Source organism: Hyunsoonleella ulvae (assembly GCF_016827605.1).
Classification (GTDB): domain Bacteria; phylum Bacteroidota; class Bacteroidia; order Flavobacteriales; family Flavobacteriaceae; genus Jejuia; species Jejuia ulvae.
This window is the reverse complement of sequence record NZ_JAEPJQ010000001.1, coordinates 1044280-1060252: the sequence shown is the minus strand read 5'-3', so window position 1 is coordinate 1060252 and position 15973 is coordinate 1044280. Positions and strand designations below refer to the sequence as shown.

The 15973-nt window shown below is 31.9% G+C and carries 14 protein-coding genes; 4 read left to right on the top strand and 10 right to left on the bottom strand.

Annotated elements, in window-relative coordinates:
- Positions 1–11 precede the first annotated feature (11 nt).
- The 5 genes from JS605_RS04785 to JS605_RS04765 all read right to left on the bottom strand — a co-directional run bounded on the left by JS605_RS04785 (position 12) and on the right by JS605_RS04765 (position 4230).
- Entirely contained in the window at positions 12–839 is an 828-nt protein-coding gene (locus JS605_RS04785; protein ID WP_203256513.1) for a 3'(2'),5'-bisphosphate nucleotidase CysQ family protein, read from the bottom strand.
- A 69-nt stretch (positions 840–908) separates the two neighbouring features.
- Positions 909–1856, bottom strand: coding sequence for an oxidoreductase family protein (locus tag JS605_RS04780; RefSeq protein WP_203256512.1), 948 nt, complete (start codon positions 1854–1856; stop codon positions 909–911).
- 43 nt (positions 1857–1899) lie between these two features.
- Complete coding sequence (locus tag JS605_RS04775) at positions 1900–2340, bottom strand: hypothetical protein (protein ID WP_203256511.1); 441 nt, start codon at positions 2338–2340, stop codon at positions 1900–1902.
- Positions 2309–3481, bottom strand: coding sequence for a nucleotidyltransferase (locus JS605_RS04770; RefSeq protein ID WP_203256510.1), 1173 nt, complete (start codon positions 3479–3481; stop codon positions 2309–2311). The genes JS605_RS04775 and JS605_RS04770 overlap by 32 nt, the downstream gene beginning before the upstream one ends.
- A gap of 2 nt (positions 3482–3483) precedes the next feature.
- Positions 3484–4230, bottom strand: a complete 747-nt coding sequence (locus JS605_RS04765) for an SMODS-associated NUDIX domain-containing protein (RefSeq protein WP_203256509.1) — start codon at positions 4228–4230, stop codon at positions 3484–3486.
- A gap of 159 nt (positions 4231–4389) precedes the next feature.
- Here JS605_RS04765 and JS605_RS04760 point away from each other — a divergent pair, with 159 nt between their 5' ends.
- Positions 4390–5061, top strand: coding sequence for a sigma-70 RNA polymerase sigma factor region 4 domain-containing protein (locus tag JS605_RS04760; protein ID WP_203256508.1), 672 nt, complete (start codon positions 4390–4392; stop codon positions 5059–5061).
- Complete coding sequence (locus JS605_RS04755; RefSeq protein ID WP_203256507.1) at positions 5048–5776, top strand: hypothetical protein; 729 nt, start codon at positions 5048–5050, stop codon at positions 5774–5776. Before JS605_RS04760 ends, JS605_RS04755 begins: the two co-directional genes overlap by 14 nt.
- A gap of 227 nt (positions 5777–6003) precedes the next feature.
- On the opposite strand, the gene JS605_RS04750 is transcribed toward JS605_RS04755, so the two are convergent.
- The 3 genes from JS605_RS04750 to JS605_RS04740 all read right to left on the bottom strand — a co-directional run bounded on the left by JS605_RS04750 (position 6004) and on the right by JS605_RS04740 (position 9314).
- Entirely contained in the window at positions 6004–6558 is a 555-nt protein-coding gene (locus JS605_RS04750) for a tetratricopeptide repeat protein (protein WP_203256506.1), read from the bottom strand.
- Positions 6559–7242: 684 nt separating this feature from the next.
- Positions 7243–7674 (bottom strand): tellurite resistance TerB family protein, encoded by a 432-nt coding sequence (locus tag JS605_RS04745; protein WP_203256505.1) that lies wholly within the window; start codon positions 7672–7674, stop codon positions 7243–7245.
- Positions 7675–7766: 92 nt separating this feature from the next.
- A complete protein-coding gene (locus JS605_RS04740; protein WP_203256504.1) occupies positions 7767–9314 on the bottom strand; it encodes a hypothetical protein in 1548 nt (515 codons plus the stop codon).
- A gap of 165 nt (positions 9315–9479) precedes the next feature.
- Here JS605_RS04740 and mfd point away from each other — a divergent pair, with 165 nt between their 5' ends.
- On the top strand, positions 9480–12833 hold the full coding sequence (gene mfd / locus JS605_RS04735) for a transcription-repair coupling factor (protein ID WP_203256503.1): 3354 nt from the start codon (positions 9480–9482) through the stop codon (positions 12831–12833).
- Between the two features lie 81 nt (positions 12834–12914).
- Entirely contained in the window at positions 12915–14252 is a 1338-nt protein-coding gene (locus tag JS605_RS04730) for a TlpA family protein disulfide reductase (RefSeq protein WP_203256502.1), read from the top strand.
- A 112-nt stretch (positions 14253–14364) separates the two neighbouring features.
- Here JS605_RS04730 and JS605_RS04725 read toward each other — a convergent pair whose 3' ends face one another.
- Together JS605_RS04725 and JS605_RS04720 are read right to left on the bottom strand one after the other, a co-directional pair.
- Positions 14365–14724, bottom strand: a complete 360-nt coding sequence (locus JS605_RS04725; RefSeq protein WP_203256501.1) for a YraN family protein — start codon at positions 14722–14724, stop codon at positions 14365–14367.
- 22 nt (positions 14725–14746) lie between these two features.
- Positions 14747–15961 (bottom strand): hypothetical protein, encoded by a 1215-nt coding sequence (locus JS605_RS04720; protein ID WP_203256500.1) that lies wholly within the window; start codon positions 15959–15961, stop codon positions 14747–14749.
- Positions 15962–15973: the final 12 nt, after the last annotated feature.

Sequence of the window (15973 nt, the reverse complement as noted above, 5' to 3'; positions counted from 1 at the left end):
ACAAAATGGTATTACACTAAATTTAAGTTAGTATAATATACCCCTTGCCCGTTCATAAAAGTGCTGTTTCTTGTATTTAAATTTAATCTTTTCCCATCAAATGCAGTGGCTTCAAGTTTAAGCTCACTGTAAATACAAGCTGTAGCGGCATAATCCCAAATACTGCCGCCTCCAAGTTTGTTTTTAGGGAGTTTTAAAAAACAGGCGGGGCCGTTTTCTAAAGCTAAAATGGCACACATTACAGCACCTGCTCCAGAAATTTCTTTAATGCCTTTTAATCCTAAGGTAGTTACGTGGTTATTGAGTATACGTTGAATTTCTTGTGCCTTTGGCGTATCCTTTAATTCTTTATCAGTAGTGTAAGTGAGATGTTTATTGGTGTTTTTAATGAGCCAAGGTTTTTGGTTTTTATAGGCACCATTTCCTTTTATGGCATGATACATCGTATTAGTACTGGGATTGAACACGACACCAATTACAGGAGTGCCGTCCTTGGCAATTAATGCAATAGATACAGAAAACCCAGCTTGTTTATTAATAAACGCCAATGTGCCATCCAAGGGGTCTATGCACCAAAAGAAATCTTTTTCTAATCGACTGCCATCATCTTTGGTCTCTTCAGATAGTAAACCAATATCAAATGTTTTGCAGGTTGGTATTAAATGCGAAAGAATGATGCTTTCACATTCGCGATCTACTTTTGTAACAACTTGGGAGGCGTAAGTTGAGCCGCCTTCTTTTTGTTCTACAACAATATCCTCCTTCATGTATTTCTGAATAATTTTTCCGGCAGAACATGCTGCTTCAATAGCAATATTTGCGAGGTGTTGTAAATCCATTTTCTTTATGTTATACGTGCCTTGTATATTTTAAAATCTGACAGGTCTCACTTTGTTAGGGTTCAATTTTCATAGATTTTTTATTACTTCTGTAGTGACATGTTCACTGTAGCTATTAATTTTCCAGTGCCCAGGACTCCAGCCTTTTAAAAACCTATGAAAATCTGCCCAAGCCACTCGGTATAAAGATCGCCATTCGTTTTCAAGGGCTTCATTTGTTGCGCCAAGAGCTTTATGTAAATGTGAAAAATAGGTGTCTAATATAGTTGATTCTAATCGTTCACAATCACTTTCATTAAAACAGCTTCCAATAAAGTAAGCCACATCTTTCATACCGCAACCACCACCAACATACTGAAAATCCACACCAGCAACTGCTCCGTTTTCTGAAAAACAAAAGTTGGCCAATTTAGCGTCCCCGTGAACAAAGGTTTGGAACCTGCAATTGTTCAATTTTTTATCAATAGCAGTAGCAGCATTTTTTAATGCAGTATCTTCTAAAACTTCTAGTTCTTGAGGTCTGGTTGCCAAATGCCAATAGGTGCCAATCTCCCAAAGTCCGTTGGGTGTTTTTCCTAAATAACTGGCATGAAATTGTGCCAACCATTCTAAACAGATATCGATATCTTGCCATTCCACATTGTGTTTTCGTAAAGGAAAGCCTGCTTTATCTAAATCTTCAAGAACTATAAGTACTTCATCTTGGTGGTGTTCTATAGCAAAACATTTTGGTAAGCGTGTCATACTTATTTTACTATACTCTTTATACCAAGTTGTTTCTACCTTATAGGATTTTAATTTTCTTTGATGGCCAATGTCCGAGTTCCATCCTCTGGGGTGATTATTTCTTCTTGGTAGTTGCACATGCTTTACAACCACACTTTCCAAATTGGCGTTTTCTAAAACAACACGAATGATTTTACCGTAACCACTCCATAGTTCTTGAATGACCTCTTTTTCAACTAAAGAAGTGGCGCCTGTTTTTTGTAGAATTATGGATTTGAAATGGTTGTTCATAGGGTGGTAAAGGTAGGGAATTGGGGATAATCGTGAATTTTATTTAATGTTTGATTTCTTTGCCAAGCCAAACACCGTATTCTCGATATTTTTCGTAAAAAACTATCCATTCAGTGATCCATGGAATCATTTTATACAACGGTATCCCGCTTAATAATGGTTTGTCAATCACAGGATGGTATAAACACAAAGACAAGTCTTTATATAGATGAATATCATCATTATATTTTATTGACTTGTCTCTTATATAAATTCTATCATGCCTGAAGTTAAAAAATGGTGAATAATAAAGCTCTACATCGTAACTTTTGGTATTAAATTTAAGATTTCCTTTTCCGTATAATAATTTCTTTTGATTATGTATTTTTAAAGAGAGCCATTGAAAATAATTTTCTACAAGCGCTTTTTCAGTATTTAAAAAAAGACACCAGTTTTTTTTAATTTCGTATATTCTATTTGCCTCCAAAGTTGTGATGAGGTTCATTCTTTGTTCCTTTATCTGAATTTATTTTTCCTTTAGAGTCAGTCATAGCACTATTTTCGATAATCAAACCACTTGAACGAGTAAAATCATCGTCTGAATTTTTTGAAAACATTTTAAGCTGTTCAGTAAGTGATTTTTTATAAATGCCTTCTCCGAATAATTCAATATAGTCAGTATTACTAGTTTCAAATGAATTTTTAAGATTTTGCCATTTTTTATGAAAATCAGATATGAAATTATAGAAACTATTGTAGTGATTTTGAGTCCACGAATCTGTAAAATCCTCATCTATATTTACAGGATTTAGTACCTTGAATCTATAACCTGTCTTAATCGAGTCTATATAACTATCTTTTATTTTTTGGATAACATTATCAATAGTGTCAAAAATTGAATCCTCACCAACATATAGCTTTGCTACCAATGTTGTAATTACAATACTTGAAACTCGATAACCTTTGTTTTTAAAATAAATATCTCTATATCTTTTAATAAGTTGAACAGCCCTTTGAAGCGGCGTCTTCATGTATAGTTCATCAGGTAATGGTTCTGTTTCTACTTTAGCCTCTAATAACGCTTTGGAATACAATTTTAATAAAGAAGAATCAACTGAATTGGCAATAGTAAGAAACCAATTTGCAAACCCTTTTGGGTTTCCAGAAGACCAGTTTTTTAATGCTTTTTCTGGTATTTTTATTTTTTCCTTATCAAAACTATCTGGCATACAAGCTGGTAAAATATCCATGTGAAAATCGCTTTTGTAATTAAGCCTTACACATCTTGTTTTCTTTTCCATTATTGATTTGTAATAGGTATCTTTTTCTAACGCCTTTATTAAGGCATTATACACCTGAATTGGCGAATAATTATAATACAGGTCGTAAATGTGAAGAACAGTATCTAAATCAAAGTCTTCATCATTTATCGGCTTTACAGTCGTACCGATTCTTTTTGAACCCTGAGCATAAATTTCAATTTCTAATTCATCAAAAAAATCTTCATCCTTTTTTAGAACTTCGGCTACCGAACGGTATGCAGTTTCCATTTTTTCAAGCCTTGTGTTATCTAATTGAAGTTCTTGAGCTATTCTTGCCAAAAGTTCCTCTCTTTGTAGTCTGTAATCTTTAAATATATCTAACATTTTTAAAATTTTTGATTGATTAATAATTTCGTATGTGCTCCTACACGGGCAATTTGTTTTCCTCTTTTCACAAACCGTAATTGTCTTATATCATCAGAACTAGCAATTGCATAGCCTTTTTTTAGATTGGTTTTCTTTTTATTTAAAGCCTTAAGTGCTTCCTTTTGTTCTTCATTGGGGAGTAGTTCAAAAACATCAAAAACGAGCACTTCAAAACAACTGAAAAATTCACTCCATTTGAGGTGTTTTGAAAATCTTCTAATGTGCTTATATTTTATTTGGCTAAACACGTTACTGTCTAGAATTGAAGTGTTTAGAAGTTCTTCTTTAAATTCCCTTTCTCCACTAATTTCTCGTTCTTTTCCCTCATCAAACCACCTAATTACCTTAACAACATTTTTACCAGCAACTTTAAATCGTAAATCGCCATCACTTTCTGAATCTACATCTAATCCATTTTTTTTGCTATCAGGTGAATAACCCCATTTTTCAAACAATTTATCGTCTCCATAACGTTTATAAACACCTCCAACAGGTTGTAATTGATTTTCTATTCTTCTATTAAGAACAAGCAAGTATTTATCTGTTTCGGGGATTTGAATTTTAAAGAGGTAACTGATTGAGAATCTTATATCTTTATTTCTATACTTGCCAAAAAGCGTTTTTAAATAAAGACTTAACATATCTTTATTTTCCCATAGTTTAACTACAGATTTTGTAAAGAGTGTTTTTAATAATGATTCTATCATATATAATTTATTTTTATTTAAAACTTGTAGTATTTTTACTTATTTGTAGTCATTTTCTTTGCTTGTGTCCAATTTATTCTTAGCTTTACTTACCTGCGCTCATTGTTAATACGCAAAAGCGTTACCAACGCTTTTGCGTATACAAATTGAAACCTATTGATGGAAGATTGGAAAAAGTTTGAAAAAGAAAGTACTTACAATTTAATCAAAATATTCCAAGACAGAAATCAGTCAGATAATATTAGGGATTTAGTGTTTTTTGCCTTGTGTTATAGATTTAGGAAAGATTTACTTAATAAGTGTGAAATTAATTGTAAAAGATTTAAGCATGATGTCAATGTCGCAGAACAGATTGCAGAATCAACATTTAAAAGTTATGCTCTTAAAGGAGACTTTAAAATTGAAAAAACTAACACTTCAAATATTGATAACTCATTTAAACTTTATTTGTATGGAATTGCTAGGAATGAGCTTACAGATTATTACAGACTACAGCAAAAAAAGAAAAGAGGCCATTTTTATGATGGATCTGAAACCATAGTAAAAGATTTACCTATTTTGCATAATGTAAAATTAAGTGTTAAAGACCAAATTAGATGGAAAGCCATTGAATCTCTTTCTCCTGCTCATAGAGCTGTATATTTAACATATAGGCAACATGAAAGAATGGGCTGTAATTTACCAAAAGAGTTACTCAAAGCATTACGAGAGTTTTTAGGAGGTGTTAAGCAATCAACAGTAAGAAGTTACAAGAAGGAGGCAAAAGATAAAATTATTAGTTATATGGAAGTGATGAATTTAACAAAAGAACTTTCAGATGGAGAATTCTAAATTTGATAATTTATTAGGAGCTTTAGGATTTGGTTTTCCTGAGAATGAAGAAGAATTAAATGCTTTTGATAAAGCTTTTGAAGATTATAAATTTGAAGGTAATATTAATAATATTAATCCTAAAAAAATTCTATCTGACTCAAAAAAGAATGATTCTAAAGCTACAAAAATTGATTATCATAAGAGAACAGTGCTTGCTGCTGAAATAGTATATAAGCTACAGAACGAATACACATTAGGTCATTTAAAACTTCAAAAGCTTATGTACTTATGTCAACATACAACATGTATGAGTCTACACACCAATTTTTTAAAGCAGGCCATGGGACCATATGATCCAAGATTAATGAGGTCAATCGATAAGCAATTTAAAATCAACAAATGGTTCGAATATAGTCCGAAAGATTATCCTAAGTATAAGGCATTAGATAAAGCTGGAGGTCATAAAGACTGGTATCAAATATATTTCAAGGAACAATTAGGTGATATAGATTTTTTATTAGAAAAATTTAGAAAGTTTAAAACGGATAAAGTTGAAATAATAGCTACTGTTTTTGCTTGTTGGAAAGAGTCTTTGGAATTCAATCAATTAGTAAACAATGAGTTAATTATTAAGAAGTTTTATGATTGGCATGAAAATAAATCTAAATATAAAAGAGAGAGAATAATTGATGCAATTAAATGGATGAATAAAGAAGGTGTATTTCCTAAATAGCTCTGGTATTAAGTACTAAGCCAGCAAACACCCTGCGTAATCGATTGAACGGCATGTTTGAGCTCCTCGTAGAGAGCGAGTAGTGGAATGTTTACATTCACGAATTCATTAATTTGATAATAAAATCCAAGAGTAAAGCGCGACCCCGCCTTTTTCGGCGGGGTTACGCCCAAAACACCTTATTTACTAACAGAGAAAATGTCCTTTAACCGTACTGCTATTCAAGTTTATTTATTCTTCCCCTTTTTCTTTGGCTTTTTAGAGGTCTTCTTTTTAGCCTTGGGTTTAGATAATTCTATCTTCTTTTTTATGCGCTTTTCCTCATATTGCATATAGCTGAAATACCTATCGTTATAACTATCTACCTTGGCATCCTTTAAATGCTCTAAACTTACTTTGTACTCGCCCTTAGTTTCATTTATGTAAGACAGTAACCATAACAAGGGTGCTTTACCTATTTCTGCAATGCTTAGCGCATGTTTTACAAGTTTTTCGGCGCGTTCCGTTTTGTTTCTCCATATTAAATACGTGGCGTACATTTGATATACTTCGGTATTCCCAGGATCTATGCCTATTACTTTATCAAAACAGTTAAATGCTTCATCATACATATGTAAATGCTCTGCATATATTTCGCCTAAAAGGCATAACGACGGACAATGATTTTCATCATAAGACAATGCATAGTTTAAAGCTTCGCAAACTTCATCCCAGTCACTAAAAATTCCACACGACGCTCCTTTCGCTTTTAAATAGTAAGCGTCAGCAATTGATAATCCCATTGTTTTAATTTTTAAATATTAAACGTGTTTAAGAAGTGTATTTGATACCTCTTAAATAGAATCGGATATAAATATTCTAGGAATAAAAAAATCCGAAACAGTTTGTTTTGCTTCGGATTTTTTTTCTGGAAAGTAATAATCTACAGAAAAAACCGAAGCCTGAGCCATAACTCTGGGTTACAACTCCAATCCTGAAATGCTATATAATACTTCAACATGGCTTTTAGTTTTTATATATCCTGAACTTACTTGTACTGAATTTATTTCAGTATTTCAGGATCTTATTAAATAAATTTTGTTTTACAGTTGTTTATCTAAAACTGCGCTGCAAATATAAAGTGGAATTTTTTAAACTTCCAAATAAAATTTCAATTTAATTTATTGAAAATCAATTATTTATAATTAATTTTAGACATAAAAATGACTGTCCGTTTTTCAACAGATACTTACGTTATATGGCAAAAGTTTGTCTCCCAATTGCTTACGCTTCAATGCCTATTATTTTAGTTTTTAAAATTCAGTTTCAAATTATTTTATTTTTTTCATCTGATAGTTAATATTTTTATTGGTCAGATGTAATTCGCAATCATATTTTATCTTTTTATTTATATTTCGTTGGGCTCATTTCATAAAAAAAGCGTCCAACATGTTGGACGCTTTTAAATTATATTGAATATCTAATTTTTATCTATTCATATTCTTTATTTGGTCCACAAAATCATCCAAATCAACACCGTTACTCACAAGTGTTAATGCTTTATCAACAATGTATTTTACATTTACTGCATGAAACCCAAGTCCAACACCAATCTTTTTCAATAATAACATTTCTGGTTCTCCAGTAATCGTATCTACATGAATCATACGTACTAAATCGTATAAACGCTCCAAACGCTGGTCGTAAGATACAGGGGGATTAATAGGGTGCGAGTTATAATTCTTTAATATGGATTTATAATCGCTATCTCCAATCTCCAATTTTCGAGCTAATCTGTCCAAAAAGGCTTTTTCATCATCAGTAATTACACCATCTGCCATTGCTACTCTAACAATTGCAGCAAAATGGCTTTCATTACGCTTCTTAAAACCACTGTCAAATAAATTTGAAAACGACATATATACTTCTTTTTTAGTGCTGCAAACCTACATATTTTTTTATTTTTATGTAAGTAAGAATTTAGTTTTTTTGTCTAACAGAGTTTTTAACACTACAATTCGTCTTTAGACCACTGTGCTCTTTTCATTAAATCGGGATGATTAGGTATATATGTTAGACCTTTATTGTATATGTTATACGAAGATTGATACTTCCCTTTATAGTAATAATAGTTTCCGGCTCTTAAGTATAAATCAACTATTAAAACCTTGTTTATTTCGTCCAGAATATTATTTGTATCCATTATATCTTCAAACTTGTCCCTATAATTTTTGGCTGTAGTTATACTTTTACTCTTGTAGTTCATTAAAGATAAGTTACCGTAGAAATGCGCTAGACTTATAAAATACCTTCTATCGGTTTTAAGAAATTCATATTTGTTTGAAGATTCTAAAAAGGAGTTTAAAGCCTTTATATCATACAAAGAATAAGCAACTTTTCTAAAAATAGTAAACTCAACAATTTCTTTCGCTATTTTACTGTTAGAATTAATCTTTAAAATACTATCAGCATGAATAATTGCTTCATCATATTCACTATTTGAGGCAGCTTTTCTTCCTAGGTATTCGTAAAGGAACTCAATGGCTTCATTTTTTACCTTATCATTTTTTATAGAACGAAACTTCTCAATAGTATTTAAGATAAATTCCGAGTCATTATCATCATGCTCTACAATTTTATAAAGGGAAGATTTTAAATTTGACAGGGAATAATCTTTAGGATAATTAGCTATAGACAAAAGTTCAATAAGAAAGTCTATATCATCTAGAGAATTAAAAACCAGTTCATTAACTTTTACAAACATAATGCTTTTAAGCAGGGGTTTAATGAGAGGGGAAGAATAAAAAGTTTTTGCTTTTCTAAAGTTATTTAGCGAAGTATCATAATCTAGAGACTCAAGTTTACTCAAGCCCTTGTTGTAATATTGCATACCAATTAAAGCACTTTTATCAATAAACTCCTTGCCGTAATAATAATCTTCGTAAAACTGCATATAGCCTTTTTCATTTACTTCGTTTTTAGTTACAATTTTATAAGCAATTAGTTCATCGATAATTTTTTTTACTTCAGGTTCTTTAGGTATGGAAAAACCATATGCACCTGGTGCCGTAGTTTCCAGGTATATATTAAAAGAATTAGGGTATGCTATTAAGAAAACATGGGAAGGGGTCTCTTTTATATGATAAGGTATGTTTAACTCATCAAACACATAGGCATACATCGCAGTAGCTGTAACACAATTATATGTTCCGTCTTTAAAAATATCACTGAAATATGAATTTAAATTGTATTTGGTAAAGAATGTATCGTGTATACTATTGTATATTTTTTTAATCCTTTTCTTCTCTTTTTTATCACTATTTTCTTTTTCAGGAAATGTTTTAATTAGTGATTTAATTTTTTCTTTTCTTTCTAATATTTCCTCCTTATCAATAATGGAATCCATTGCAAATAAACTTTCTATAAAATCATAATTAATAGAATCTTTAGCATATGAAGAAAATATTTCTTTTTCAAGATTACTAGAAAAATTTTGGCCATGAATTAAGAATGTTAAAGAAAAACTTAAAAAAGTAAATAGAAGCTTTTTATAAGGCATGAGACTTTAATTAAATTAGAAACTAATTTAGTTAAATCAAATAAAACAATTATTCTATAATAGCAGTATTATTATTCTAAATTAGAAGAAAACCCTGATTTTTGACCTTATTTATTATTGAAAAAAAGCTTCAAGCACTATATTTGCACTTCAAAACAAAAATAGGTGAGTAAAACCCATATCTCTCAAACCTATGTACAGGCTTTGCAAACGCAAAATCTGCGAAATACTATTGCCCAAACCCAATTAAAAACACATGTAAAAGGACTGGTTGGTTCTTCGTTTTCCTTTGTAATAGCCTCGGTTTTTAAGGAAGTGGAAAAGCCATTTCTTTTGGTGTTTAACGACAAAGAAGAGGCGGCGCATTATCTAAACGATCTAGAGCAGTTATTATCTGAAAAGGATGTGTTGTTCTATCCTGGTAGTTACCGTAGGCCTTATGATATTGAGGAAACCGACAATGCCAACGTATTACTACGTGCAGAGGTTTTAAACCGTATTAACTCACAAAAAAAACCAGCAATAATTGTTACTTATCCCGATGCGTTGTTTGAGCAGGTTGTTACTAGAAAGGAGCTGGAACGCAGTACGTTAAAAGTTGGTGTTGGCGATAGCGTATCTATTGATTTTGTTAATGAAGTACTTTTTGAATACAAGTTTAAACGCGTTGATTTTGTAACTGAACCTGGCGAGTTTTCGGTACGTGGTGGTATTGTAGATGTATTTTCATTTTCACATGATAAGCCCTATCGTATTGAGTTTTTTGGAGATGAGGTAGATTCTATTAGAACCTTTGATGTAGAAACGCAGTTATCTGTAGAGCAAATAAAAAAGATTAATATTATTCCCAATGTGGCGAATAAATTGGTAGAAGAAAAACGCCAAAGCTTCTTAAAATACATTGCCCAGAAAACAGTAATCGGTTTGAAAAATGCTGATTTACTCTTTTCAAGGATTGATGATTTTTATGTTAAAGCCGAGGAAGCCTTTGCTTCACTATCAGAAGACATCAAACATGCGCAACCTCATGAGTTGTTCTGTAATTCAGCATTACTTAAAAAACAATTACTAGATTTTTCTATCATAGAATTTGGGAGCTCTGCTGTGATGTCGAGCACGGTTGAGACATCTCATAATATTGAATTCAACACTACCCCACAACCCGCATTCAATAAGCAATTCAACCTATTAATAGAAGATTTAAATGCTAACCACGATAAGGGTTACACAAATTATATTGCCTGTGTAAGTGAGCAACAAGCCAAACGGTTCCATGATATTTTTGACGATGCCCAACTGGATGTTAAAGATTATCAAACAGTTATTTTAGCATTGCATCAAGGGTTTGTAGATCATGATACTAAAATAGTAGTTTATACCGATCATCAAATATTTGAACGCTACCATAAATTTCATTTAAAAAACGGCTATGCCAAAAAGCAAGCTATTACCCTAAAGGAATTAACTAACCTTGATATTGGGGATTATGTTACGCATATAGACCATGGGATTGGACGCTTTGGCGGACTCCAAAAAATAGATGTTGAAGGGAAGAAACAAGAAGCCATAAAACTAATTTATGGTGAGCGTGATGTCCTGTATTTAAGTATACATTCGCTGCATAAAATTACCAAGTTTAACGGTAAAGATGGTAAGCCACCAAAAATATATAAACTTGGTAGCAGTGCATGGAAAACACTTAAACAAAAAACCAAAGCACGTGTAAAACACGTCGCATTCAATCTCATAAAACTTTACGCAAAGCGGAAGACGCAAAAAGGCTTTCAATACAATCCAGACAGTTATATGCAACACGAGTTGGAAGCTTCATTTATTTATGAAGACACGCCTGACCAAAGTACTGCTACTGCCGATATTAAAGCTGATATGGAGAGCGAACGCCCTATGGACCGCTTGATATGTGGTGATGTAGGTTTTGGTAAGACTGAGGTTGCCATTCGTGCAGCATTCAAAGCCGTAGATAATGGAAAACAAGTGGCCGTTTTAGTGCCAACAACTATTTTGGCCTATCAACACTCGCGAACGTTTAAACAACGTTTAAAAGACTTTCCTGTTGTAGTTGATTATGTGAATCGTTTTAGAACAGCCAAACAAAAAAGAGAAACTTTAGAAGCTCTGGCTGAGGGTAAGGTTGATATTATTATTGGTACGCATCAGCTAGTAAATAAAAATGTAAAATTCAAAGATCTAGGGTTGCTCATTGTTGATGAAGAACAAAAATTTGGCGTTGCCGTAAAAGAAAAGCTAAAAACGTTAAAGGAGAATGTAGACGTGTTAACCTTAACGGCAACACCAATACCAAGAACCTTGCAGTTTAGTTTAATGGCAGCTAGGGATTTATCGGTAATTACCACACCGCCTCCAAACCGATATCCTATTGAAAGCCATGTGATTCGTTTTAATGAAGAAACTATTCGGGATGCGGTTAGCTATGAAATTCAACGTGGCGGACAAGTCTTCTTTATTCATAATCGTATTGAGAATATTAAAGAGGTAGCAGGCATGTTACAGCGTTTAATTCCTGATGCTAAAATTGGGATTGGCCATGGACAAATGGAAGGTAAAAAACTAGAGCAGTTGATGCTACAGTTTATGGATGGTGGTTTTGATGTGTTAGTAAGTACTACTATTGTTGAAAGCGGATTGGACGTACCTAATGCCAATACTATTTTCATTAACAACGCAAACAATTTTGGATTAAGTGACTTACACCAAATGCGTGGTCGTGTAGGCCGAAGCAACAAAAAAGCGTTTTGTTACTTCATAACACCAGAATATTCAGCAATGACCGAAGATGCCAGAAAGCGCATCACAGCTTTAGAGCAGTTTACCGAATTGGGTAGCGGTTTTAATATTGCAATGAAAGATTTGGAAATTAGAGGTGCTGGCGATTTATTGGGTGGCGAGCAAAGTGGATTTATTAATGAAATAGGATTTGATACCTATCAAAAAATTCTAAATGAAGCTATTGAAGAGCTTAAAGAAAATGAGTTTAAGGATTTGTATAAAGATGAAGGCGAGGACAAGATTTATGTAAAAGATGTTACCATTGATACCGACTTTGAGTTATTATTCCCTGATAGTTACATTAATAACATTGCAGAACGTTTAAATTTATATACACAACTCAATAACTTAAAAACAGAAGAGGAATTACAGAAATTTGAGTTAGAATTAATAGATCGTTTTGGAGAATTACCCCAACAAGTGACCGATTTATTAAATAGTGTCCAAATAAAGTGGTTGGCTACTAAAATTGGCTTTGAAAAAGTTATCATGAAACAAAATAAACTCATAGGTTATTTTATTAACGATCAGCAAAGTAGTTTTTATCAAAGTAGTAACTTTACCAAAGTATTACAGTTCGTACAAACCAATTCCCAAGTTTGTAAAATGAAGGAGAAACAAACCAGAAATGGTTTACGATTATTATTAACTTTTGAAAACATTACATCAGTAAAAAAAGCTTTAGAAGCATTACAACCCATTGTGGCTTAATTATTGATTTTATATGAATACACAAACATTAATTGTCATTTTGTCCCACCTACTATTGGGATTGTATCAGAATCTATTACAATGAAACTAAAGTATTTTTTAATTTTATTCTTAGTAGCACCATTTATTTTTTACGGGCAACACAGTATTAAAGGCACATTTACTCCTGCTGGTAATTTTGAACTTGCCCTGCTATACAAAGTAGAACCAACACATTCCAACTACGTAACTAATACACCTATTGCTGCAGATGGTAGTTTTGAAATTACATTAGATTCTACAATTACTAAGGGCATGTATCGCATTACCTATGCAGTGCCACAAGAAGAATACAATTTTGATGTAATTTATAATGGAGAGGAAGATATTGAGCTTGATTTTAATTCAGAAACGGGTGTGAAATTTTTATCATCACGAGAAAACAAATTATTAGAATCTTATACCAATAGTATGCTAATGATTACTAACAGTATTAGTAACTATTATGGGGATACAAGCGAAACAAAGGATACGCTTGCTTTGGCTGCTATTTTTAAAACCCAACGTGAAACCCAACAGGGGTTTGAAGAGGCTTCCAAAGGTACGATTGTATCTAATTTTATAAAGGCAAATAAACCCTATATTCCAAAACACGCTGTAGATGTTCAAACCTATATTCAAGGACTTAAGGACAATTATTTTAATTATGTAGATTTTAATAATGGTACGTTACAACGTTCTAAATTCCTTACAGAGCGTATGCTGAATTATGTTTTTGGAATGTCTTCTAATAATGGTAATGAAATTGAAGATTATAAGAGAAATATAGAAGTATTTAACAGTAAAATAAAAGATGCTGCTGATGTTATCAAGAAATCGTTATATACCGATTTGTGGGAGCAGATGGTTGACTTAAAGATGGAACCAGTAGCTAATTTTATTGCTGAAAAGTACCTGATGGATTTATCGGTTAAGTTAAACGACCAACTATTGTTACAAGCTTTAATTTTATATCAAGATACATCCATAGGAAACCCAGCACCTGATTTCTCCACAGAGGTTAAAGAAAAAGAGAAAACTGTTTTAAAACATTTAAGTGAGTTAAATATAGCAGAGCATTATATTATAGCGTTTTGGAGTAGTGGTTGTTCTCATTGTTTAGATGAAATTCCACAATTACATGAATTTAGTAAAGCATTAGAAAATGAAAAACTAAAGGTTATAGCTATTGGCTTGGAGGATGAACCAGATGGTTGGAAAAGCTTAACCTACGATTTTCCAAATTTTTTGCATGTTTACGGAGAGGGAAAATGGGATAATAAAATTGGTAATAGTTACGGGGTAACAGCAACACCAACGTATTTTATTTTAGATAAAGACAAAAAAATTGCGGCAAAACCTGAGGATTTAGAAGCGTTGAAACAGTTTTTTGAGAAATAAATTATTATTCTCAATGCGGCATCCTGTATAACGATGTCTTGTTGTGCATTCTTCATTCCGTAAGAAATAGTAATCTACTTATTATTTGAGATGCTTCTCTTTACCCGGGCATTTAAAAATGATAAAAAGCATTTTCTAAATGCTCAATGTTATAGGTTTTACTTTCTTTTACAATAGCGATAATATCAAACCTAACTTCTACATCTAAATCGTTTTCAGTGACGTATTCATCTACGGCCTTTACTAGATTTTTTATCTGTTTAGGTTTTACAAAGTCTTGCGGATCTCCAAAATCTGTCGTAGAGCGTGTTTTAACTTCAATAATGGCAAGAGTGTCATCTTTTTGGGCAATGATGTCTACTTCAGCCTTTTCAAAACGGTAGTTGCGTTCTATAATAGTGTAGTTGTGATTTAAAAGAAAATCTACTGCAAGCTGTTCGCCTTTTTTACCTAGTTCGTTGTGTTGTGCCATAATACAGCTTATCTCTTGTTATTTAATGAGGAATTAATACTGGAACTTTTAACCCAAAAAAAGAGTTGTCTTCATTAATAATAGAATTAAAATGAGGTATAGAAAAACTCCAAACATGATGCACAGGTATTTCATGATTTATTATCCTTATTTCTTCTAGTTTTAATTCATCTAGAGGTTTATTGAATTTAGTTTTTGAGAGTGTATTTCTTTTATTTCGGTAGACTGATCTTATAGTAGCTGTGATTTCCAGAAAACTTTCATATGTGGATTCTAAATCATACAAACTAAAAATAGCATTTTTGTTTTCAACCCATTGTATAGTTAAACGTTCCAATTCAGAGCTAGAGATGGTTTTGTTGTTGTAATAAATACTATTGTTTTTGAGTAATACGAATTCTGGATTGAGGTTTTCTTTAATAAAAAATGGGAAAGGAGCAGGAGGTGGTGGTGGAGAGTGAGGACTTTTTAATATTCCTGGAACATAAAAATCATTTTCCATAAGATAAGGAAGTTTTGTGTTTAAAATTTCATAATCATAATATAGCCCTTTAATTTCATTAAATTTTATATCAAAAGAATTTATAAAATTAATTTTTAGTTGATTTACTTTTTTAAGCTCATGAAAAATCCCTTCAACATACTTTAATGGAGTTGTTTTGTCAATAATCAAAACAGTTGTGAAAAATGGGGTTAATTCTTCTCTAAGGGAGGCTCTTTGAGAACTTAGAAATGCAGGAATATCATTTATTTCAGCATAGTGGTCATTCAACTGTAAACTGAACTCGTAGTTATCTATACGTTTACCAAAATAGATATAGCTTTTAGGGGTATAATTATTTACTTTTTCAAAGCTAAAGTATTTGGATTTTATTTTTGATAGTTCAATATTTAGAATTGGTTTATCCCACCACCAATTAAAAATACTGTCATTTTCATCTTTAACATAAGCTTTTTTATTTATAAATATCGTGTCTTTGAGTCTATCAATGTTTATTTTCCAATTATTGAATAGGAACTTGTTATGTTTAATCTCTAGAGGAAACACATGCCAGTGATCAAATGAATAGTAATTGAATTTTATAGAGTCGCTTTCTATATAGATATTTGTTGGGTAGTCAAGATCATTGTCGTTTAATCCTAATGGGTTTAGTCGCCACTTACCTTCATACTTTTTTGTAGTATCACATGAAATAATAAAAAAGGCACAAGTTAGTGTAAGAAATAAGTTTTTCATAATGGCTAGTTT